Source organism: Kribbella soli (assembly GCF_004331345.1).
Lineage (GTDB): Bacteria > Actinomycetota > Actinomycetes > Propionibacteriales > Kribbellaceae > Kribbella > Kribbella soli.
In genome coordinates, this window is record NZ_SJJZ01000001.1 from 702,321 (window position 1) to 724,590 (window position 22,270).

Annotated in this window: 22 protein-coding genes; 8 read left to right on the forward strand and 14 right to left on the reverse strand. The window is 68.8% G+C overall.

All coding sequences use genetic code 11. The annotated features are described in order from the left end of the window. The first annotated feature begins 156 nt into the window (after nucleotides 1-156). Nucleotides 157-1,707: a dolichyl-phosphate-mannose--protein mannosyltransferase gene (locus E0H45_RS03515; RefSeq protein WP_337590407.1), complete on the forward strand. Its 1,551-nt coding sequence runs from the start codon at nucleotides 157-159 to the stop codon at nucleotides 1,705-1,707. A gap of 12 nt (nucleotides 1,708-1,719) precedes the next feature. Here the strand turns inward: E0H45_RS03515 and E0H45_RS03520 are convergent, their stop codons facing one another. The 14 genes from E0H45_RS03520 to E0H45_RS03585 all read right to left on the reverse strand — a co-directional run bounded on the left by E0H45_RS03520 (nucleotide 1,720) and on the right by E0H45_RS03585 (nucleotide 14,886). Then, the gene (locus tag E0H45_RS03520) at nucleotides 1,720-2,391 is read right to left on the reverse strand and encodes a DUF1707 SHOCT-like domain-containing protein (RefSeq protein ID WP_131334822.1); all 672 of its coding nucleotides are present in this window, start codon (nucleotides 2,389-2,391) and stop codon (nucleotides 1,720-1,722) included. Between the two features lie 126 nt (nucleotides 2,392-2,517). Next, nucleotides 2,518-3,738: an MFS transporter gene (locus E0H45_RS03525; RefSeq protein WP_238154776.1), complete on the reverse strand. Its 1,221-nt coding sequence runs from the start codon at nucleotides 3,736-3,738 to the stop codon at nucleotides 2,518-2,520. Beyond that, nucleotides 3,735-4,532 carry a Rossmann-like domain-containing protein gene (locus tag E0H45_RS03530; RefSeq protein ID WP_238154777.1) on the reverse strand — a complete coding sequence of 266 codons (798 nt, stop codon included), beginning with the start codon at nucleotides 4,530-4,532 and terminating at the stop codon, nucleotides 3,735-3,737. Before E0H45_RS03530 ends, E0H45_RS03525 begins: the two co-directional genes overlap by 4 nt. Next, on the reverse strand, nucleotides 4,520-5,296 hold the full coding sequence (locus E0H45_RS03535) for a phytanoyl-CoA dioxygenase family protein (protein WP_131334824.1): 777 nt from the start codon (nucleotides 5,294-5,296) through the stop codon (nucleotides 4,520-4,522). Before E0H45_RS03535 ends, E0H45_RS03530 begins: the two co-directional genes overlap by 13 nt. A gap of 9 nt (nucleotides 5,297-5,305) precedes the next feature. Then, nucleotides 5,306-6,364, reverse strand: coding sequence for a pyridoxal-phosphate dependent enzyme (locus E0H45_RS03540; RefSeq protein WP_202872185.1), 1,059 nt, complete (start codon nucleotides 6,362-6,364; stop codon nucleotides 5,306-5,308). After that, complete coding sequence (locus E0H45_RS03545) at nucleotides 6,361-7,893, reverse strand: ABC transporter ATP-binding protein (protein ID WP_131334825.1); 1,533 nt, start codon at nucleotides 7,891-7,893, stop codon at nucleotides 6,361-6,363. Before E0H45_RS03545 ends, E0H45_RS03540 begins: the two co-directional genes overlap by 4 nt. After that, a complete protein-coding gene (locus tag E0H45_RS03550; protein WP_238154778.1) occupies nucleotides 7,890-8,729 on the reverse strand; it encodes an ABC transporter permease in 840 nt (279 codons plus the stop codon). Before E0H45_RS03550 ends, E0H45_RS03545 begins: the two co-directional genes overlap by 4 nt. After that, nucleotides 8,726-9,664, reverse strand: a complete 939-nt coding sequence (locus E0H45_RS03555; protein ID WP_131334826.1) for an ABC transporter permease — start codon at nucleotides 9,662-9,664, stop codon at nucleotides 8,726-8,728. Before E0H45_RS03555 ends, E0H45_RS03550 begins: the two co-directional genes overlap by 4 nt. After that, nucleotides 9,665-11,161 (reverse strand): ABC transporter substrate-binding protein, encoded by a 1,497-nt coding sequence (locus E0H45_RS03560; protein WP_238154779.1) that lies wholly within the window; start codon nucleotides 11,159-11,161, stop codon nucleotides 9,665-9,667. A gap of 453 nt (nucleotides 11,162-11,614) precedes the next feature. After that, nucleotides 11,615-12,097 carry a MarR family winged helix-turn-helix transcriptional regulator gene (locus tag E0H45_RS03565; protein ID WP_131334828.1) on the reverse strand — a complete coding sequence of 161 codons (483 nt, stop codon included), beginning with the start codon at nucleotides 12,095-12,097 and terminating at the stop codon, nucleotides 11,615-11,617. Nucleotides 12,098-12,140: 43 nt separating this feature from the next. Further along, nucleotides 12,141-13,118 (reverse strand): copper resistance D family protein, encoded by a 978-nt coding sequence (locus E0H45_RS03570; protein WP_131334829.1) that lies wholly within the window; start codon nucleotides 13,116-13,118, stop codon nucleotides 12,141-12,143. After that, on the reverse strand, nucleotides 13,115-13,621 hold the full coding sequence (locus E0H45_RS03575) for a copper resistance CopC family protein (RefSeq protein ID WP_131334830.1): 507 nt from the start codon (nucleotides 13,619-13,621) through the stop codon (nucleotides 13,115-13,117). The genes E0H45_RS03570 and E0H45_RS03575 overlap by 4 nt, the downstream gene beginning before the upstream one ends. 2 nt (nucleotides 13,622-13,623) lie before the next feature. Beyond that, complete coding sequence (locus tag E0H45_RS03580; RefSeq protein WP_131334831.1) at nucleotides 13,624-14,322, reverse strand: YcnI family copper-binding membrane protein; 699 nt, start codon at nucleotides 14,320-14,322, stop codon at nucleotides 13,624-13,626. Nucleotides 14,323-14,370: 48 nt separating this feature from the next. Then, nucleotides 14,371-14,886, reverse strand: a complete 516-nt coding sequence (locus E0H45_RS03585; protein WP_131334832.1) for a hypothetical protein — start codon at nucleotides 14,884-14,886, stop codon at nucleotides 14,371-14,373. Between the two features lie 79 nt (nucleotides 14,887-14,965). Between E0H45_RS03585 and E0H45_RS03590 the strand changes: the two genes are divergently transcribed. The 7 genes from E0H45_RS03590 to E0H45_RS03620 all read left to right on the forward strand — a co-directional run bounded on the left by E0H45_RS03590 (nucleotide 14,966) and on the right by E0H45_RS03620 (nucleotide 22,266). After that, entirely contained in the window at nucleotides 14,966-15,487 is a 522-nt protein-coding gene (locus tag E0H45_RS03590) for a SigE family RNA polymerase sigma factor (RefSeq protein ID WP_131334833.1), read from the forward strand. Next, nucleotides 15,484-16,263 carry a hypothetical protein gene (locus E0H45_RS03595; RefSeq protein WP_131334834.1) on the forward strand — a complete coding sequence of 260 codons (780 nt, stop codon included), beginning with the start codon at nucleotides 15,484-15,486 and terminating at the stop codon, nucleotides 16,261-16,263. The genes E0H45_RS03590 and E0H45_RS03595 overlap by 4 nt, the downstream gene beginning before the upstream one ends. 20 nt (nucleotides 16,264-16,283) lie before the next feature. Next, nucleotides 16,284-17,120 carry an ROK family protein gene (locus E0H45_RS03600; protein ID WP_131334835.1) on the forward strand — a complete coding sequence of 279 codons (837 nt, stop codon included), beginning with the start codon at nucleotides 16,284-16,286 and terminating at the stop codon, nucleotides 17,118-17,120. 123 nt (nucleotides 17,121-17,243) lie between these two features. After that, complete coding sequence (locus tag E0H45_RS03605) at nucleotides 17,244-17,924, forward strand: pentapeptide repeat-containing protein (RefSeq protein ID WP_131334836.1); 681 nt, start codon at nucleotides 17,244-17,246, stop codon at nucleotides 17,922-17,924. A gap of 51 nt (nucleotides 17,925-17,975) precedes the next feature. Continuing rightward, entirely contained in the window at nucleotides 17,976-20,192 is a 2,217-nt protein-coding gene (locus tag E0H45_RS03610; protein ID WP_131334837.1) for an NADP-dependent isocitrate dehydrogenase, read from the forward strand. A 90-nt stretch (nucleotides 20,193-20,282) separates the two neighbouring features. Beyond that, a complete protein-coding gene (locus E0H45_RS03615) occupies nucleotides 20,283-21,608 on the forward strand; it encodes an MFS transporter (protein WP_238154780.1) in 1,326 nt (441 codons plus the stop codon). 4 nt (nucleotides 21,609-21,612) lie between these two features. Next, complete coding sequence (locus tag E0H45_RS03620) at nucleotides 21,613-22,266, forward strand: response regulator transcription factor (RefSeq protein ID WP_131334838.1); 654 nt, start codon at nucleotides 21,613-21,615, stop codon at nucleotides 22,264-22,266. The last annotated feature ends 4 nt before the right edge of the window (nucleotides 22,267-22,270 follow it).

Below are 22,270 nucleotides of genomic sequence, written 5' to 3' on the forward strand. Positions count from 1 at the left end.
CGGTGGTACCAGGGCGTCCGTACGATGGCGGGCGTGGCTGCTGTGATCGAGGACGGAACGGTACGGCGGAATGACGCCGGCGCGGAGCGGGAGACGCTCGGGCGGGACGTGCTCGGGAGACGGCTGCCGCCGCTCAAGGAGCGGTTGTACCCGGCGATGCCGCGGGACTTCGACGGCGGCTGGATCGCCACGCTGGCGATCACCGTGCTGGCCGGCGTACTGCGGTTCTGGCACCTCAGCAACCCGGTGAAGTTCGTCTTCGACGAGACGTACTACGCCAAGGACGCGTACAGCCTGCTCAAGTTCGGCTACGCACGGCAGTTCATCGACCAGCCGGAGGGTGCCGCGGACAAGGCGATCCTGGCCGGCAACCTGGACGTCTTCAAGGACACCCCGAGCCTGACCGTGCACCCCGAGGTCGGCAAGTGGATGATCGCCGCCGGGGAGCAGCTGTTCGGGATGACCCCGTTCGGCTGGCGGTTCATGCCGGCGCTGTTCGGCACGCTGACCGTGCTGCTGCTGATCCGGACGGTACGCCGGATGACCCGGTCGACCCTGATCGGCTGCATCGCCGGACTGCTGCTCGCGGTCGACGGCCTGCACTTCGTGATGTCCCGGGTCGCACTGCTCGACATCTTCCTCGCGTTCTGGCTGGTCGCGGCGGTCTCCTGCCTGGTCGCTGACCGCGACTGGACCCGCCGCCGGCACGCCGAGACCCTGGACAAGCCGGTCAGCGACGGCGAGCGCCGTACGATCGGCCGCTGGCTGCTGATCCGGCCGTGGCGGATCGCCGCGGGGATCTGCTTCGGCCTGGCGCTCGGCACCAAGTGGTCGGCGGTCTGGGTGCTCGCCGCGTTCGGCGTGATGGCGTTCGCCTGGGACTTCGGGGCCCGGCGGGCGCTCGGCGTCCGGTTCGCGTTCGTGAAGTCGGCCCTGGTCGACGGCATCCCGGCGTTCGTCAGCCTGGTGCTGGTCGCGGTCGTCACGTACGTCGCGACCTGGACCGGCTGGCTGCTGCACGACAACGCCTACGACCACAACTGGGCGGCGAGCAACCCGGCGCACGGGGTGATGAAGGTCGTGCCGGACGACTTCCGGTCGCTGCTGGCGTACCACAAGGAAGTGCTCGCCTTCCACACCGGCGACTACATCAAGCACGCCACCCACCCGTACGCCTCGAACCCGGCCGGCTGGCCGATCATCGCCCGCCCGATCGGCTTCGACGCGGTCAACGACATCAAACCCGGTACGCCAGGCTGCAACGCACCGACCGGGACCAACTGTCTGCAGGTGATCTCTGCCCTCGGTACGCCGCTGTTGTGGTGGGGAGGTGCGCTCGCACTGATCGCGGCGCTGGTGCTGTGGATAGGCACGCGCGATTGGCGGCTCGGCATACCGATCGTCGGGTTCGTGACGTGCTGGGTGCCGTGGTTCGCGTTCGACGACAGGCCGATCTTCTTCTTCTACGCCGTCACGATGATCCCGTTCACAGTGATGGCGCTGGCGCTGATCCTCGGCAAGGTGCTCGGCCCGGCCCGGGCAGAGATGAGTACGGCGACCCCACGCCGGCTGATCGGCACCGCGGTGGTCGGCGCGTTCGTCGTCCTCGTGGTGCTGAACTTCGCCTACATCTGGCCGATCCTGACCGACGAGGTCCTCCCGCACCCGGACTGGCTCAGCCGCATGTGGTTCAAGTCCTGGATCTAGGACAGGTCCTAGCTAGTGGAGCTCGTGGTGGCCCTTGCCCTTGAGCTTCTTGCCGTGGCGTTTGACTGAGGACTGGCCGCCGACGCCGCCGAACAGGGCGAGGCCCTTGACCACGACGACGGGTGCGTTCGGGTCCGGGTCGTCGCTGCCGCGGGCGCCGAAGCCGCCGAAGATGCCGACGCCCTCGTTGCGAACCGTCACGCCTTCGGGGACGGTGATGTCGATGCCGCCGAACACCGCGAACGCCCAGATCGTCACCTCGCGGCCCTCGAAGACCGCGTTGGTCATGTCGAGGTCGTGCCCGCCGAACACCGCGAACGCGTTGGTACGCCGCTTCACCCGCCAGCGACCCTTCCGTTCGCCGCCGCCGAAGATCGCCACCATCGTGTCGAAGCTCTGCTCCGGGTCGGCCGGCTCCTCGATCGGCACCAGGCTGGTCGACGCGGCCGCGGCGGACTGCGCCACGGGCGTCGGCTGACCGGGTACGACAAGGTCGCGGGTGATCGGTTCGAGCTCGCCGAGGGTCTTCGCCTCCAGGGTCTGCTCGAGGCGTTCGGCGTGCTCGTCCTGCGTCAACCGGCCCGACATCAGGGCCTCCCGCAGTACGTCGACCACCTGGTCACGATCGATGTCGGACGCCCGCAGATGCGCGTGCGGGTGCGGGCGGTCGGGCAGGTTCTCCATAAGACGGAACGATATATCGTCGCGGGCTCGGTGAGGACCCCGATTAGTCCCGGAACCGACCCTGACGGACGCCGTCCTTGAGCACCCACCAACCGTTTTCGGGCGGCCCAAATGGTTGGTGGGTGCTCAAGGACGCGGTTCAGTGATGCGGAGAGCGAGGAGGACTGCGACGAGGGTGATGCCTGCGAACGTGATCGCCGTACCGGGGTAGCCGCCGAGGCCCAGGCCGAGGCCGCCGATCGCGGCGCCGAGGAACGTGCCGAGACTCATGCCGGCCGCGTTGACACTGAGCGCGGATCCACGGAGGTCACCGCTGCGACGGACCAACAGCGTGGTGACACAGGCCGCGACCGTCGCATGGCTGGCACCCATCAGAGCGGTGAGGAGCAGCGTGAGCGGGAGCGTCGGCGAGAAGTAGAACGCGGAGACCGCGAGCAGGGCGACGGTGATGCCGCCGACGAGCAGCCGTTCGGGGGTGATCCACGGGCGATCGGTGGCGAGGTACCGGCCGGAGAGGAGGTTGCCGAGGAAGAACGACGCGCCGCTGAGCGACCAGACCAGCGCGAACCAGCCCGGCGCGAGGTCGAACTTCTCGTCGTAGAACGCCGCCAGGTAAGCGAGGTAGCCCATGAAGGCAGCAGTCCGCAGCATCGCGATAGCAAGCAGCGGGAGCGCCCCAGGGATCCGACCGAGCTCGCGATACGTCGCCAGGTAGCTCATTCGCTCCCTGTTGGTGATCGGCGCCTTCCGCCCGCGCCCGCGCCAGAAGAAGGCCGCCGCCAGGACGAGCGAGATCGCTGCCGCCGCCATCAGGTTGCCTCGCCAGCCCCAGATGAGTCCCGGCCCGGCGAGGACCGGAGCGGCCAGCATCGCCATCGCCGACGTCGTCGCGGACACCAGCGTCGCCGCGCGACCCGCCGCTGCAGGCGACCTGAACCGGTCCGCGGCTGCAGCCCCGATCGACGGCGCGAGGATCGACGTCGACGCCCCGATCAGCAGGCAGAACGCGGCCAGCGCAAATACGTTGCCCACAGCCCCCAACGCCGCCGAGACACCCAGCAGTGCGAGCCCGCCCGCAGCGACCAGCTCCCGCGGTGCGCGGTCCATCAGCGGCGCCAGAACCACACCGACAGCTAGCGCCGCTAGCCCTCCGAGTCCGCGCAGTCCACCGATCTCCGCGACGCTCCCGCCGGCCGCCTCGGAGATCGGCACCAGATACATCCCGAACACCGTGAACGGGATCAGGCTCACCGTCGACGCCAGCAAGAACGGCCACAGCCGCCGGGCCATCCGAAGATCGCCCGGGACTTCCGCCGCGGGCGCGGTGAGGTTCTGCTGCGTGGTCATGTATCCGTCCTGTAGCGATAGAGGCTGCTCGGGCGGGAGCTGAACTGGGAAAAGGGAAAGGGTTCCGCGGACAGCGCGGTGACGCCGGCACCGAGGAACGCACGGGCCACCGCACTGCCGGTCTGAGCGTAGATGGCCAGCGGCTTCGATTGCTCACGGCAACGAGTCAGGAGTACGTCGAAACTGCCGTTGGACAGCGTCATACCAGTGGCTACGACCGCGTCGGCCGCGTCGATCACCTCGGTCATGTCGCGGGACACAGGCAGGCCGGAGGCGGTCTCGCGGAGGTTGAAGTCGCACGGGAGACAGCTCCCGCCGCGTTCCGTGATCGCGTCGACGAGCGGGTTCACGACCCCGATCAGCGCGACTTTGGTGCCTTCGGCAACGTCGAGCAGTCCGGCGACGGCCGCGTCACGGGCGCGGGCGCGAACGTCCGGCGTACCGGCGGGGAGGACGACTTCCTCGGCGTACGGCGCGGTGTGGTGCGGCTCGACCGCGGCCAGGTAGGCGTCGAGTGCGGCGATCCGCACGGCCAACGGGTCGTTGGAGGAGAGTACGTCGGCGAGCGTGCGGCCGGAGGTGTCGGCGCAGTACGCCGGGTCGAGCTCACCCGACTCGAAGGAGCAGGCGCCGAACACCTCTCGCACTCTCAACAGCACGTAGTAGTTCCGGTACGTGACGTCGGCGCCGGGCAGGCGGGTCGTGTGGTGCAGCCAGAACGCGCTGGTGATGTCGAGGTCGGCCGGTGACGGACCACGCGATCCGGCGAGTACCTCTGCGGTCAGATCAGCCACTGATGCGCCCATGGGAGATCGGCCAGCCTTTCGGGGTTGTACTGCAGGGCGGACAGTTCGGGGCGGCCTGTGGGCTGGAAGCAGTACAGGAGGGAGCGACGATCCGTGGCCGTCCGGTTCGGCGCGGAGCGGTGCACCATCAGGCCGGGGAACATCAGGACCGAGCCGGCCGGGGCCTCCACCGTCACCGCGCGGGCCTCGTCGACGGCCGTTGGATCCACCAGCAGTCCGGTCGGGTCCAGCGGATCACGACGTACCGGACCCTCCGAGGGACTGCCTGGGATCAGGGTCATCGCGCCGTTCGCGGCGGTGTTGTCGTCGAGCATCACGATCGCGGTCGCGATGTCGTACGCCGCCTCGCCGCAGCACCCGTACCAGTACGGGAAGTCCTGGTGCCACGCGAATTCCGACCCGACCCCGGCGCGCTTGAAGTTCAGCTTCGCCGTGAACCGCCCTGCCGTTGCCCCGATCAACGAACTCATGGGCTCGACCAACCGCGACACACTCCACAACGCTTCCAGCGCCGGATGCAGATGCGCCACCGGCGACAGACTGCGCACCGTCTTCCCAACCGCATCCGGCTCCCAGTGGACCGTTGTGCCGTGCACCGTCTCCAGTCGGTGGCCGTCCGGCCAGACGTTCACCGTCGTCTCGCCGGCTTCGGCCGCGGACACGACCTCCGCGTGCACCTGCTCGACCACGTCGCGCAGCCGATCCACCTCGGTTGCCGTGAACAACTCCGGAAGCAGCACATACCCACTCACAGGATCACATTAATGCGACGGAGTCGCAGATGGAAACTCCTCGCGCCGGACCTGCGCGGATTCCCGCCGGTCCCACGACATCGCCGACCACGGCACCGCGAGCTCGTCCAGCGAATCGATCTCCCGCGGCCGCATCGACGCCATCGGCCGCGCCTCGGCATGCCGGGCGAAAGCGGACTCGACGTACCGCGTCCCGGTGTCCGCAGCCAGGAAAACGTGTTTCCGCCCGCGGTCGCAGTTGTGCTCCCACAACGCCGACAGGTACGCCGCCCCGGCGGACAGCCCCGCGAACACGCCGGACGTGCGGAGCAGATCCACCGCCGCCGACATCGCGTAGTCGAACGAGACCCAGTGCAACCGGTCGTACAGCTCGTGCCGCACGTTCCGGAACTCGATCGAGCTCCCGATCCCGGCGATGATCATCTCCGGATCCTGCGTATGCCCGGCCCCGAACGTGATGCTCCCGAACGGCTGCACGCCGACCAGGTTCACGTCCCGTCCGCGCTCCCGCAGGTACGCCGCGATCGCGCCGGTGGAGGCGCCCGTACCGACGCCGCCGACCAGACAGAGCGGACCCGTCGGCACCAGCTCCGCGACGAGATCCGCGATCGCGCCGTACCCGAGGTAGTGGATGTCGTCGTGGTACTGCTGCATCCAGTGGTACGTCGGGTTGTCGCGGAGGATCTCGCCGATCCGGCGGACCCGGAGGTTCTGGTCGAGCTGCAGGTTGTTCGACGACGGCACCTGTTCGACGGTCGCGCCGAGGATCTCGAGCTGGATCTTCAGTGTCCGGTCGACCGTGGTCGAGCCCACGATGTGGCACTTCATCCCGTACCGGTGGCAAGCCAGCGCGAGCGCGTGCGCGTAGATCCCGCTCGAGCTGTCGATCAGCGTGTCACCGGGCCGGACCTGCCCGGTCTCCAGGAGCCGGCGGACGGCGCCGAGTGCGGAGTACACCTTCATGGTCTCGAACCGCAGGCAGATCAGGTCGTCCCCGGTGCCGGAACTGACGCGGATCGGGTCCGGGTCCTTGATGGCCTCCGCCAGGTGGTCGTGCAGTCGCGTCATCGGCGCGGTTCGCTCCTTGAGTCGGTGGTCAGCACGGGCGGAGAGTGGGGGTCGCCGATCCGGGCGGCTGTGACCAGCCGCCGGGTCAGCTCGTGGTGCGGTTCGGTCGTGATCGTCGCGGGCGGGCCTTGCTCGACCACCCGGCCGGCGTCGAGGACCAGGACCCGGTCCGCGACGGCTGCGACCAGGCGCAGGTCGTGGCCGATCCAGATCAGCGCCGTACCGCGATCCTTGAGCTCGGTCAGAAGGTCGAGGACGAGCGCCGTACCGTGGTCGTCGAGGGCAGTAGTGATCTCGTCGCAGATCAGTACGTCGGGGTTCGCCAGCACTGCGCGCGCAAGGGCGGCTCGTTGCAGCTCGCCGCCGGACAGGCGGCTCGGCGGGCGTGCGGCGGTGATCGCGGCGACACCGAGGCGCGCGAGTATGGCGACGGCTTCGGCGTGGGCCTGGTCCGGTGTGAGTCCGCGGAGGCGTTGCGCCGTACGGGCGACCTGCTGGTCGACGGGGCGGCGTTCGTCGAAGGAGCCGCGGACCTCCTGCCAGACGTACTGGACGCGGCGGTGCTGATCGCGGGTGCGCTTCCGCAGGACCGGGAGCGGTTCGTCGTCGAGCAGGATGGTGCCGGTGTAGCGCTCGTGCAGGCCGGCCAGGCAGCGGGCCAAGGTCGTCTTGCCGCTGCCGGAGCGGCCGACGACCCCGAGGCAGGCGCCGGCGCGGACAGCGAGGTCGGCCTCGTGCAGGACGACGTCGCGGCCGCGGGGACGCAGCGAGGCAGACAGGTTCATTGCCGTTAGCAACGGCTGCCCGGCGGCGGAGGTTCCCGCCGTCTCCAGGTCCGGTGCAGGTGGTAGTACGTCGGTGGCGATCACCTGACCTGCATCGAGCACGACGACGCGGGACGCGAGGGCGCGGACCAGGTCGAGATCGTGACTGAGCAACAAGATGCCGAGGCCGGTGGCGGCGAGCTCCCTGAGTTCGTGGACGAGTTGCAGCCGGGTGATCGAGTCGAGGCCGGTGCTGGGCTCGTCGAGCACGAGGACCTTCGGGCGACAGGTGAGCGTCTGCGCGAGTGCGACTCGTTGCCGCTGGCCACCGGAGAACTGATGCGGAAAACGTTTGAGGGTTGCGCGATCTCCGGGCAGCTGAGCCGCGCGGACGGCTTCGCGGGGATCGCCGTCGTGCAGCTTCGCGAGCTCCTGCAGCGTCGTACCGATGCGCCGGGCCGGATTCAGTGCACTGCCGGGATGCTGCGGCATGTAGGCAACGACTCGGCCGCGTACCGTCGACGCCGCAGCGGTCACTCCGTTGCCATCAACAACCAGTTGCCCGGCGACCTCGACCCGTCCGGCGAGTCGTACGCCGTCACCGTGTTCACCTAGCAGCGCTAGCGCCGAGGTTGTCTTCCCCGACCCGGAGACGCCGACCAGAGCGGTCACCTCCCCCGCGACGACCTCGAACGAGACCCCATCCACCAGCACCGCGTCCCCCGCGGTCGCGGACAGCCCAGTCACGCGCACCACCAGCGTCATCGCGCACTCTCCACGAGGCGGCGTGAGCGGTGGACGAGGCGGTCGGCGAGGAGGTTGAAGCCCAACGTGAACGACACGAGGAGAAGCGCCGGGGCGAGCACCGACCACGGTTGGAGGAGCAGGCCCTCGCGGTTGCGGGACACGCTGACCGCCCAGTCCGGCGCGGTCGGGCTCAGCCCGAGCCCGAGGAAGTTGACCGAGGCGACGAGGAACACCGCAAGCGTGATCCGCGTACCGAGATCCGCCGCGACCGGGCCGAGAACCGAGCGTCCGACGTACCCGAGCTGGATCGTGAGCCACGACTCCCGTTGCATCCGGAGCGCCTCGACCACCGGCCCGCTCGCCGCATCCAAGGCAGCCGCTCGGACGAGTCGTGCGACGGTCGGGACGTTCACCATCGCTACGGCGACGGTGATCGCCAGCGCGGACGCGCGCCAGCCGACGGCGACCACGCTGATCACGAGGAGGGACGGGAGCGGCAGCAGTACGTCGAGCGGCCGCATCATCCCTTCGTCCAACCACCGATGCCGGGTCGACGCGGCCGTCAGCCCGATCAGCCCGCCCACGACATACGCCAGCACCACCGCACCGATCGCCATCCCCAAGGCCGACCGCCCGCCCACGAGCAACAACCCCAGAACGTCCCGGCCCAACCCATCCGTCCCCAACACGCCCTCAGACGAGTAGGGCAGGCCGGGCCTCGCGTCGTACGGCAGGAATGGTCCCAGCACCGCAACAACCAACGGCACCGCAACCAATCCCACCGACACGCCCACCGCCGCGCCGCGCCGCATCCGCAGGCGTCGACTGCTGGCGACACCCTCACGCACGTTCATCGGAGCGCTTCCGTTCGAGGGACGAGGCGGTTGCACACGAGGTCTGCGGCGAGGTTGATGAGGAGGGCCGCGATGGCCAGCACGAGGGTCAGGCCCTGGACGGTCGGGATGTCTCGGGTTTCCACGCCGTCCACGAGGGCCGTGGCGAAGCCGGGGATGGCGAAGATGGCTTCGACGACCAGGACGCCGCCCAGGAGCGTGTCGCCGGTGCGGGCCAGTTCTTGTACGCCGGGAACTGCCGCGTTCGGGAGGACGTGACGCAGCAGGAGTTGGCGGCGCGGGACACCGAGCCGTCGAGCCTGCGTCACGTACTCGGCGTTCAGAGCAGCAACCGTCCCGGCGCGGACCTGACGCGACAACAGGCAGACGGTCCGGCCGAAGAGTACGGCGATGGGGAGGATCAACAAGGCCGGCGAGGAGAGGAGGTTGCCGCCGATCCATGTCGCCGGCAACCAGCCGAGTTTCAGCGAGAACACGGCCACCAGGACCACCGCGATCACGAAGTCCGGAATCGCCGACAACGCCAGCGTGATCGACGTGATCGTACGGTCGACGCGCCCGTTCTCACGAGTACCCATCACGATGCCGAGGGCAACGGCCAGCGGTACGACGATCGCTAGCGTTGCCAGCGTGAGTACGAGCGTCGCGCCGATCGAGTTCCGCACGATGTCGGCCACCGGTCCCCCGCTGATCAACGACGTACCCAGATCACCCGTCACGACATTGCCCAACCAGTGCACGAACCGCTCGACAGGAGGTTGGTCGAGACCGAGCTCCGCCCGAAGCGCAGCGACCTGCGACGGCGTCAGCGTCTCGGTGAACCGCAAGTCCGCCGCGTCCCCCGGCAGCAACGACGTCAGGACGAACACCAGCACCGAGAGCACAGCCAACTGAACGATCGCGAGCCCCGCGCGTTGAGCGGCGTACGACCGCATTCAGGCCAGCCACACCTTGTCGAACCGGCCCTGGTCCAACGTGTTCGGCGGCACCGCCTGCACCCCTTGCAGCTTCGACGAGACCGCGATCAGGTAATCCGGCAGACCCCACGCGAGGATCCCGCCTTCGTCTCGCACAGTCTTCTGCAGTACGCCGTACTTCGCCGACCGCTCGTCCTCGGACGTCACCGCCCGCGCCGCCGCGAACGCGGTATCGAACGCCGGCCGCCGCCAATGCGTCACGTTGAACGGCGAATGCGACAGCAACCGATCGGTGACGTACTGCGGAATCGGCATCGCCCCCGACCGATGGTTGCCAATAACACCCTTCGTCAGCAGGTCCTTCGCGTACGTCTGCGGGCTCCCGGTCGTCACCTTCAACCGCACCCCGGCCTCGGCGACCTGCTCCGCGAACAACGTCGCCGCCTCGACGAATCCGGCCGACGCGTCCGCGGTGAAGATCTCCACCTCCTTGCCCGCCAGCCCGGCCTTCTTCAGCAAGCTCCTCGCCTGGTCGACATCACGCTCCCGGGCCGGCAGATCGGCCGGGTAGTACTGATATCCCTTGCCGAACAGGTCGTTTCCCACCTCACCCCGCCCGGCGAGTACGACGTCCACCAGCCGCTGCCGGTCCGCGACCAGCTTGAACGCGAGCCGTACGTCGGGATTGTCGAACGGCGGCCGGTCGACCTTCATCACGAACGCCTGCATCGTGCTGGCCTTCGCCGCCACGATCCGCACCGTCTTCCCGGCCTCCGCGGTCCGCGCGAACGTCGCGGTCATGTCGTTGGCGTACTCCGCCTGACCACCTTGGACAGCGTTCGCCCGCGCCTCGGAATCGGCCGACAGGACGTGCAGCTCCTCGATCCGCGCGGGCCCGTCCCAGTAGCCGTCGTACCGCGAAGCGACCATCGAGCGGCCGGCCTCGAAGGACACGTACCGGAACGCGCCGGTGCCGACGGGCTTGGCCGGATCCTTGAACCCGTTCCGCACGATCTGCGTGCCGATTCCTGCCAGCAACGCGGGGAACTCCGCGTTCGCCTGGGTCAGCACCAACTCGACCGTCGCGGGCCCGATCGCCTTGCTGCGCTTGAGATCCAGCGTCGCGAGCGACGACTGCGCGACCCGCTCCGGTACGGCGGGATCCACGATCCGGGCAATGCTGTACAGCACGTCCTCAGCGACCAGTTTCGCGCCGTCGTGGAAGGTCGCGTCGCGCAGGCTGAACCGCCAGGTGGTCGCGGTCCCGTCGTGCTCCCACTTGGACGCGAGCCGCGGTACCGGCTTCAGATCCGGGCCGAGTTCGACCAGCTTCTCGTAGATCGCCTTGTGCCGCGCGATGTCCACGAACAGGCTCTGCACGTGCGGGTCGAGCACCTCCTTCGCCCCGCCACCGGCGTACACGGCACGTAACCGCCCGCCCTGCGTGGGCTGCGCGGCCGCACCCCCGTCCGCCCCACATCCGGTGATCGCCGCCAGCCCGGCAACCCCCGCCATCCCCAGAAACCCACGCCTACCCAAAGCCTCGGACACGCGCCACATCCTCACCTTTAGTGAAAACGATTGTCAAATCCAGCGCGCATCCGAACCCGACGCGATCATTCTTTCGGTCCCACTCCACCCACCGCCCGCCGTAACGGCGTGTCACCACCACACCGCACCCCGCCACCTCACCCGACCCGTCGAGGCTCCGCACGCACCGCACCACACGCACCCGGTGCGCACCGCCCAGTCCGTCCCGCCGGCCGGATGATCGGGTTGGTGGCTGCACGGCCCTCTCGGCGGTGTGATGTGCAAGCTCGACAGGTAGTGCACCGGTGAGACGGTGTACGCACCGGCACATTCACGCTCAGGTGCACTACCCGGCCATCCGACATGTCCTGTCGAGCTGCAGATCACACCAGGCCCGGCGCCGGGCGCCTCGCCGGAGTGCTGGGGCGAGTGGGCGGGCTACTCGTCGCAGTCGGGGGTGGCGCAGGTGTTGGGGAGGTTGGCCGCGATGCGGTTGAGGAGGGTGGTGAGCTGGGCCTGCTCGTCCGCGGTCAGGTGGTCGAAGAAGTAGGTGCGGACGGCGGCGACGTGGTCGGGGGCGGCGGAGTCGATCGCCTTGCGGCCGAGTGCGGTGAGGCGGATCATCGAGCCGCGCGCGTCGGAGGTGCATTCCTCACGGGTGACCAGGCCGCGCTTCTCCATCCGGCTGACCTGGTGCGACAGGCGGCTGCGTTCCCAGCCGACCGAGCGGCCGAGGTCGCGGGTGCGGAGCAGGCCGTCCTCGGCCTCGGACAGCGGGTGCAGCAGCGCGTAGTCGGCGCCGGACAGGCCCGAGTTCGTGATCATCCGCGCCTCGAGCGCCCGCATCAGTTCGCGATGCGTGTCACGGTACGACTGCCAGAGCCCCGCCTCCTGCGCCCCGAGCCACTCCGGTTCCTTCATCCATCCATTGTACGGACGGACGTTGACATGTCACCGACTCGCGTCAAGGGGTGCGCGAGAGGGCCACCGCGAGGCCGATGGTGCCGGCCATCACCGCGAGTTCTAGCACTGCTAGCTGCCGGAACGCCCCCGGGTCGCCAGTCGCCACGCGCGGGATCGTGCTGCGCCGATGCAGCCAGCCGATGAAGACCAGCAGCGCGAACGCGAGCGTCTTCCCGAGCACGAGAACGCCGTACCCGGTCGTCACCCATTGCGTGATCAGCCCCCAGCCGTCCTGCCGGCCGCCGAGGTGGATCTCCGCGGTAAGCAGCCCGGTGGTGCCTATCGTCACGGCGCAGACGAACGCGAGTGTGCTGAAGAGCTCGACGGCCTCGCGGGAGCGGGTGTAGCGCAGTACGGCACCTAGGCCGCCGATCCACGCGGTCGCCGCGACGACGTGGACGACGAGCGATGCGGTGGCGAGGACGGACCACAGGCTGGTGCGGTCGATCGCGCCGTGACCGGTGAGGAGCGGTCCGATAAGGGCAGCGATCGTGAGTACGGCGGCCAGTCGGGCGGTCCGCAATGTCTTGGTGCCGCTGAGAATCACGGCGAGTACGGCGGTGAGCACCACGGCGACTGCCAGCGCGCGGACCTGGCTCAGTTGGCCGGCCGGTTCGGCGTGCTCGGCAAGGTGTGAGAGCGGGATGCCGAGGATCACGGTGGCGGTCGCAATCAGTCCGCCGATGCTCGCGACCGCCCAGATCCCGGCGGCCAGGGCGGCATCCTGACAGGCGCGGATCGCTTTGTTACCGAGCTTTCCGTCCTTCGCGGGCAGGAACAGTACGACTGCCAGCACGGCTCCACCGGTTGCCACCGCGGCCGCATCCGCGAGGATCCGCAGTACCGGAACCGCCCAGGAAACAGCGAGACCGGCGCCGAGCAGGCCGTCCGCCGCCCGCTTCGGCGCACCGCCGGCGGCGAGCAGCGCGACCACCATCACAACGATGCCGGTAGCAACTATCCCCAGGGCACGCTTCATGACGCTGGACGGCGGCGGACGATCACCACGGCCAACGCGACGACCACGAGCATCACCAGGCACATCGCGACGATCGTCACCGTGTTCGAGTTGCCCTCGGGCTGCGCCGGAGCATCGGCCGGTTGGGTGGCGGGATGACCGGCGTGGGTGACCGTGAAGGCGCCACTGACCGTGATCGGGTGGCCGTCGGCCGAGACCACGCGGGCCTCGACCGTGTACTTGCCTGCCTCGATCATCGCGCCGACCGGCTGGGTGACCGTGTTGTCGACCACCTGGACGTCACCGTTCGCAACGTTCGTACCGCTCGGCGACTTCACCTGCACCTGCGTCCCGTTGGACCCGACCGGCTCGTTGAAGGTCAGGACCACCTTCGTCGGCGGCGCGGCCATCGACGAACCGTCGGTCGGCGTCATCGACTCGAGCTTGGCGTGCGCCGCTGCCACGCCGGCGGAAACCACCAGCGTGAACAGCGACGCGACCAGTACTGCGATCAATCGGCGCACGGCTACTGCTTCTCCGCAGAAACCGCCGGAACCGCCGGAACCGCCGCGGCGCGACGTGGCCGCAGCCCGAAGGCCAGACCGAGCAGCCCGACCAGCAGACCGCCACCGCCGAGCCAGCGCGCCAACGTGTCGGAGGAATCGGTGGACGCTGCGACTGGGGTGACTGCCGCCGCCAGCTTCAACGTGGGAGCCGGGTGTTCGGCCTCAGCACCGTCCGTGGCGACGTCGGCCCACTTCACCACCTCACCGTCGCTGTAGGTCTGATCCGCAGGAAAGCTCAACGCATCCACGCCCTCGGGCAGTTTCCCGACCGACAGCGAGAACTCGTCGAAGTCGTTCGGCGGGATCCCGGCCGCGGTCGCGGTCCAGGTGATGGTGGTGATCGCCTTGGTCAGCGTGACGTCACCGACCTTCACCGCGGCCGGCAGCTTCTCTTCCTTCTTCTCCACCTTCCATCCGTCCTTCACCTGCGCACCCACGTGCGCGAACGGATGGTCCTTGGGCAACGAGACAACGAGCTTCGTGGTGCTGGTGTTGTCCGACTCGGTCGGCACGCGGAACACCAGCTTGGCGTACCCACCGGGCTTGGCGTCCGGCGACGACACCGTGACGTGCGCCGACGCCGAGCTCGCGGCGCCGATCACGACGAGCGCGGAGGCCGCGACGATCGCGCCGGCGCGCAGGACGAATCTCTTGGGCATGAGAGAAACCTTTCAAGGCATACGAGTAGTCCGGCACGATCGGCCGGCTCAGAAAGCTGCAGGTACTCGTACGCCGGGAGGTCCGCGCCCGGAGACGCTCGTGCCGAGCCGGGATCCGGTCGGGGTCCACGACGTGAAGAAGCCGGGGGCTGCGGGGACGAGCAGCACAGGACGCAGTACCGGCAACTCCGGAAGCAGTCGCGCGAACACCCGCCGTACCCGATGGACCCAGCGATGCGCCTGCCCGATCGCGAGGACGCCCGCCAGCAACGCGCCCAGGTGGGTCGCCGTCATCATCAGGCTGCTGCCGATCGACATCCCGTGATGCATGGTGACCGAGTCCAACGTGACATGCACGAACAGCTGTACCCCGGCCAGCACCAGCCCCGTCAGCAACAGCTCCCCCGCCAGGTACTCGCCGAGCAGCCAGCAGACGCCGGCCAACGCAACCAGCGGAGGTACGAGGCCGAGCGGCACGCCGCCACCCCCGACGAGCGCGTGACCGACCACCGCCACCGCGACGCTCAGCGCCGCGACCGCGGACGTCGTCCTGCTCTCGGTCACGGGAAAAAGTGTGCCGTAGTCATGCAACCATTCATGCAGCCCACCACGTTTCACTCGGCATGACTGGGGAGGGCCGCGCGTGAGACCCGAGACGGAGCAGGACTACGTCGAGTTCGTCACGCATCATGCCAACTCTCTGTGCCGGACCGCTTACCTTCTGTGCGGGGACTGGCGGCGCGCCGAGGACGCGACCCAAGAGGCCTTGATCCGGCTCTACCGGGTCTGGGGCCGGATCCAGCGCAAGGGCGCGGTCGGTGCGTACGCGCGGAAGGTCGTCGTCTCCACCACGCTCGACGCGCTCCGCCGGAAATCCAGCCAGGAGGTCGTCGGCGGTGACGAGTACTTCGCCAACGAAGCCGAGGCCGACGTGTTGGGCGTCCTCGAGAACCGCATGGTGATCACCAAGGCCCTCGCCGAGCTACCGCCCCGCCAGCGCGCGTGCGTCGTACTGCGGTACTTCGACGAACTGTCCGTCGACGAGACCGCGATCGCCCTCGACTGCCGCCCCGGAACCGTGAAGAGCCAGACGCTGCGCGCCCTGGAGAAGCTGCGCACCCATCCGTCCCTGGCCGAGCTCTCCGACCTGGTGGGAATCAAATGACGGGCGAACTGAAGACCCTGATGGACCAGGCCACCGAGCGCGGTACGTCGTTCGCGCCCGACGTGACCGAACTGGTTGCGGCCGGCCGGCACCGGACCCGGCGCCGCCGCGTGATGCTGAGCGCAGCCACCGCCGTCGGCACCGCGACTGCCGTGGTCGCCGTACTGCTGGTGGGCCGGATCGGCGCGACACGGACCGAACCGCTGCCGGCCGCTACCGCCGCGGATCGGCCTGCCGCGATCACCGATCTGTGCGCGAAGTCCGACGACTTCTTCCGGACCGCGAACGACGACGCCTGGCGACGGCAGGTGGTCACCAACTGGACGGACAAGGTCGTCGAGGTGACCGATGCCGACGGCGCGATGACAGTCCGCCGGTCGCCGGACGGGTCGCAGTACGCGTACTGCGTGGCGGGGGTGCCGATCCAAGGGCAACCGCTGGGTGGGTTCGGCTCGGCGCTGCTCAACGTCGGCATCGTCACCCGCGGGTACCAGATCCAGCGCTACTGGAGCCTGGCGTGCGGCAACGCACCGGTGGAGAGGAGCTACAAGCAGAGCAGCTGTAGGGGTGTGCGGTACAGCTACGCGGGCCGGGTGCCGGAGGGAGTCACCCGGATCGCGTTCACCGGCCTCGGGCAGCGTGCCGACGCCGCCATCAAGGACGGGTACTGGGTGCATCGCGTCTACACCGACGACATCAGGAACTCGGACCCCGACCCGATCTACATCTCCATGTACGACGCCTCTGGAAAGCAGGTCTTCAAGGAGCGGTACTGACGTCCTGCGATGATGTGCGGATGGACGTAGCGGTGCTGGAGATCGGGGGAAGCCACGTCACGGCGGCTGTGGTGGCGCCCGGCACGTGGGACGTGACCGAGGTGGACCGGGCGAAGCTGGAGTCCCAGCAGGCGGCCGAGGTGGTGGTCGAGCAGCTCGCGGAGACGGCCCGGAAGTTGCCGCTGGCAAACGGTCTGGCGGTCGCACTGCCGGGGCCGTTCGACTTCGCCACCGGGGTCGCGTGGTACCGCGGGCAGGGCAAGTTCGACCAGCTGTACGGGTTCAACCTCGGCGCCGCGCTGAGCAGCGAACTCGGGATCGACCGGTTGCTGTTCATGAACGACGCGGAGGCGTTCACGGTCGGCGAGTGGACCGCGGGCGAGGTCCGCGGCGTCGAACGCTGCGTCGGCGTCACGATCGGCACCGGCATCGGTACGGCGTTCCTCGCCGACGGCCGTGTGGTCCGCGAGGGCGACATGGTCCCGCCGGGCGGTGAGCTCTACAAGACGACGTACGCCGGGAAACCGCTGGAGGACTCGATCTCCGCACGCGCGATCCTCCGCCGGTACGCCGAGAGCACCGGAACCGAAGCCCCCGGCGTCAAGGAGATCGCCGACCATGCCCGCACCGGCGACACCGCCGCGCAGGAGGTCCTGGCAGCGTGCTTCACCGACCTGGCCGCCGCACTGAACCCTTGGCTGGAGCGCTTCGGCGTAACGCAGACGGTCCTCGGCGGCTCGATCTCCGGAGCCTTCGACCTGGTCGAGTCAGTCCTGGACTTCCCCGCCTCCGCCACGCACGACACCGAGCACTCGGCTCTCGTCGGGGCGGCCGCCCACTACCTGCGGAGCGAATGACGGACCGCCAGGCCATCACAATCGCCCGAATCCGGCGACGCCCCGCGGGCGGCCGCTCCAACGCCGCAATTGTGATGGCCTGGGCGTCCGGCTGTTGTCGGTGGACGCCGCTAGGTTGACGCCATGCCATCCCGGAAACCCGCCCCGATCGCGGCGCCACGACTACGCGCCGAGCTCGAGTCCAGCCTTCCTGACGAGATCGAGGACGAGGAGCGGTTGCTCGATCTGGGGCTGGAGGACGTGGATCTGAGTGATCTGGAGGCCGAGCACGTCGAGATCAGCGGCTGCCGGTTCACCCGGAGCAAGCTGGCCGGGTCCGATCTGGAGAAGCTGATCCTGGTCGACACCGAGCTCGCCCAGTGCGACCTCGCGAACTCCCGCTGGTCCGACGCCGCCCTGACCCGGGTCGCGATCACCGGCTCCCGGATGATCGGGTTCGCCGGCCCGGGCGCGAACCTCCAGCACGTCACGGTCCAGGACACCGTGCTCGACTTCGCGTCGTTCCGGTTCGCGAAGTTCTTCAAGGTCGAGCTGACCGACTGCCGGCTGCAGAGCGCCGACTTCGTCTCGGCCGACCTGACCGGTGCCGTGTTCCGGCGCTGCGACCTGTCCGGCGTGGAGTTCTCCCAGGTCAAGGCGGCCAAGGCGGTGTTCGTGGACTGCACCTGGGACGGCGCCAAGGGCCTCGCCTCGCTGTCCGGTGCGACCGTGGCGGCATCCTCCCCGATCGACACGCTGGCGTTCACCAGCGCGGTCACCATCGCGGCCGGCATCACGCTGGCGCATCCCGACGACCTCGGGTGAGCGTGATCCGGCCCACGTAGGAGTACGACGTACGCCGGATAAGGTGGGCCCGTGACTGACTCGACGATCATCTACACCCACACCGACGAGGCTCCGGCGCTCGCCACGTACTCGTTCCTCCCTGTCGTCCAGGCGTACGCCGGCCAGGCCGGTGTCGGCGTGGAGACCCGGGACATCTCACTGGCCGGCCGGATCCTGGCGCTCTTCCCGGAGCACCTGAAGGACGATCAGCGGGTCGCCGACGCGCTCGCGGAGCTCGGTGAGCTGACGCACCACGCCGAGGCCAACATCATCAAGTTGCCGAACGTCTCGGCCTCGGTCCCGCAGCTGAAGGCCGCGATCGCCGAGCTGCAGTCCCAGGGCTACGCGCTGCCGGAGTACCCGGACGAGCCGAAGACCGACGAGGAGCGGGAGATCCAGGCCCGCTACGACAAGGTCAAGGGCTCCGCGGTGAACCCGGTGCTGCGCGAGGGCAACTCGGACCGCCGCGCCCCGGCCTCGGTGAAGAACTACGCCAAGACCCACCCGCACCGGATGGGCGCCTGGACCGCCGACTCGAAGACCAACGTCGCGACGATGGAGAACGACGACTTCCGCGCGACCGAGAAGTCGGCCGTGATCGAGTCCGCGGACTCGCTGCGGATCGAGCTGGCCGGTGACGACGGCACGACGACGGTGCTGCGCGAGTCGATCCCGGTCCTGGCGGGCGAGGTCGTCGACGCGTCCGTCCTGCACGTGGCGGCGCTGCGCGAGTTCCTGACCGCCCAGGTCGCCCGGGCGAAGGCCGAGGACGTGCTGTTCTCGGTGCACCTGAAGGCCACCATGATGAAGGTGTCGGACCCGATCGTCTTCGGTCACGTCGTCCGCGCCTTCTTCCCGAAGACGTTCGCGCAGTACGGCGACGTCCTCGCGAAGGCCGGCCTGACCCCGAACGACGGCCTCGGCGGCATCCTGCACGGGATCGCGAGCCTGCCGGAGGGCGCCGAGATCAAGGCCTCCTTCGACGCCGAGCTGGCCGACGGCCCGAAGCTCGCGATGGTCGACTCGGACAAGGGCATCACCAACCTGCACGTCCCGTCCGACGTCATCGTCGACGCGTCGATGCCGGCCATGGTCCGTACGTCGGGGCACATGTGGGGCCCGGACGGCGAGGAGCACGACACCCTCGCCGTACTGCCGGACCACAGCTACTCCGGCATCTACCAGGTCGTCCTCGACGACTGCCGCGCGAACGGCGCGTTCGACCCGGCCACCATGGGCTCGGTGCCGAACGTCGGCCTGATGGCGCAGAAGGCCGAGGAATACGGCTCGCACGACAAGACCTTCGAGATCCAGACCACCGGCACCGTCCGGCTGGTGAACGAGGCCGGCGACGTCGTGCTCGAGCAGGCGGTCTCGGCCGGTGACATCTTCCGCGCCTGCCAGACCAAGGACGCCCCGATCCAGGACTGGGTCAAGCTGGCCGTCAACCGGGCCCGCGCCACCGGCGACCCGGCGGTGTTCTGGCTGGACGAGACCCGTGCCCACGACGCGCAGATCATCACGAAGGTCCAGAAGTACCTGTTCGACCACGACACCGAGGGTCTGGACATCCGGATCCTGGCGCCCGTCGACGCGATCAAGTTCTCGCTGGAGCGGATCCGCCGCGGCGAGAACACCATCTCGGTGACCGGCAACGTGCTGCGTGACTACCTGACCGACCTGTTCCCGATCCTCGAGCTGGGCACCAGCGCGAAGATGCTGTCGGTCGTCCCGTTGATGGCCGGCGGCGGCCTGTTCGAGACCGGTGCGGGCGGTTCGGCGCCGAAGCACGTGCAGCAGCTGGTCAAGGAGAACTACCTGCGCTGGGACAGCCTGGGCGAGTTCTTCGCGCTGGCCGCGAGCTTCGAGCACCTGGCCCAGGCGACCGGCAACGCGCGGGCTCAGGTTCTGGCCGACACCCTGGACCGGGCGACCGCCACGTTCCTGAACGAGGACAAGTCCCCGACCCGTCGCGTCGGCGGTATCGACAACCGCGGCAGCCACTTCTACCTGTCGCTGTACTGGGCGCAGGAGCTGGCCGCCCAGACCGACGACGCGGACCTGGCCAAGGCCTTCGCGCCGCTCGCCGAGACCCTCGCGGCGAACGAGCAGACCATCGTCGCCGAGCTGATCGCGGTCCAGGGCAGCCCGGCCGACATCGGCGGCTACTACCAGCCAGACCCGGCCAAGGCAGCAGCCATCATGCGCCCGTCAAAGACCTGGAACGACGCCCTCGCCACGCTCTGAACTTAAGGCGAGGTAATGATGCCGTAGGTGGTGTTGCCGCCACTCTCCGTTCGCTCGGAGAGTGGCGGCAACTCACATCTGGAGGGCATCGTGGACACACGACGAGTCGTCAGCAACATCTTCAAAGGGTCACTGGGCAATCTGGTCGAGTGGTACGACTGGTACGTCTACACCGCCTTCGCGCTGTACTTCGCGCCGGTCTTCTTCCCCAAAGGCAGCGACACCAGCCAACTGCTCAACACCGCCGGCGTCTTCGCCGTCGGGTTCCTGATGCGCCCGGTCGGCAGCTTCCTGCTAGGCCGGTACGCCGACCGCTACGGTCGCCGCGCCGCGCTCACGCTCTCAGTGACCCTGATGGCCACCGGTTCCCTGGTGATCGCGCTGACACCGGGCCACGCGACGATCGGCCTCGCGGCGCCCGTGCTGCTGGTGACAGCACGGCTGCTGCAGGGCCTGTCCGTCGGCGGTGAGTACGGTACGTCGGCGACGTACATGAGCGAGGTCGCGACCGAGGGCCGGCGGGGCTTCTTCTCGAGCTTCCAGTACGTGACGCTCGCGTCCGGGCAGCTGGTCGCGCTCGCCGTACAGATCCTGCTGCAGCAGACGTTGTCGAAGCAGGCGCTGGCCGAGTGGGGCTGGCGGATCCCGTTCGCGATCGGTGCGGTCGCCGCGGTGATCGTGTTCTGGTTGCGGCGGACGATGGACGAGTCGGAGGCATTCGAGGCGCAGCCGGCCAACCGGCGGTTCAAGCAGGGGTCGATGCGGGAGCTCGCGAAGCATCCGGCCGCGATCCTCACGGTCGTCGGTCTGACGCTGGGCGGAACGGTCGCGTTCTACACGTTCACGACGTACCTGCAGAAGTTCATGGTCAACACGACCGGGTTGCCGAAGACGACGGTGACCTGGATCAACTTCCTGGCACTGCTGGTTTTCGTGCTGCTGCAGCCGTTGGGTGGCTGGCTGTCGGACCGGATCGGGCGGCGGCCGTTGCTGATCTTCTTCGGGATCGGCACCACGCTGCTCACCGTTCCGTTGCTCACGGCCCTGGAACACGCGACCGTGGTGGGCGCGTTCCTGCTGATGCTCGCCGGCCTGGTCCTGGTGACCGGGTACACGTCGATCAACGCGATCGTGAAGGCCGAGCTGTTCCCGACCCAGATCCGCGCGCTCGGCGTCGGGATGCCGTACGGCGTCACGGTCGCGATCTTCGGCGGTACGGCGGAGTACGTCGCCCTGTGGCTCAAGAACGCCGGGCACGAGGCGACCTTCTACTACTACGTCAGCGGGTGTGCGCTGGTCAGCCTGATCGTCTACCTGACCATGGCCGAGACCCGCGGCCGTGCGCTGCACGCGAAGACCGGCCAGCGGCCGGTCGGGGCCACGAGCGGCAAGCGGCGCGTTCCGACGGCACAATGACCCAATGCGCACTCTCATCGCCGAGGACGACGAGCTCGTCGGTCGGGCGTTGCGAGACGTACTGAGCGCCAACGGGTACGACGTCACACTCGTGACTCGCGGTGCCGATGTCCTGCTCCGGCACGGGGACGCCCAGGTCGTACTGCTCGACCTGGGCCTCCCTGACCTCGACGGGCTGGATGTGCTGCGCAAGCTCCGCCGGGTCGACGACGTGGTGGTCATCGTGCTGACCGCGCGTGACGACGAGCGGTCGGTCGTCCACGCGCTGCGGCTGGGCGCGGACGACTACCTGACCAAACCGGTCCGGCTGCCCGAGCTGCTGGCCCGGATCGAGGCGTCGGCGCGGCGGTACCGCAGGTCGTCTCCGGACGGTACGACGTACGACGCCGGCGGACTGCGCATCGACTTCGGGCTGCGGCAGGTGCATGTGGCGGGCGAGCTGGTCCATCTCACCCCGCTGGAGTTCGACCTGCTCGCCGTACTCGCGCGGCGAGCGGGTACGGCGGTGAGCCGGGAGGTGATTCTCGACGAGGTCTGGGGTGACGCGTACCTGACCAAGTCGAAGGCGCTGCACGTCCATCTGCACCAGTTGCGGATGAAGCTCGGGAAGCAGTTCATCGCGACGATCCGCGGCTACGGGTACCGGCTCGAGTCATGAGGAC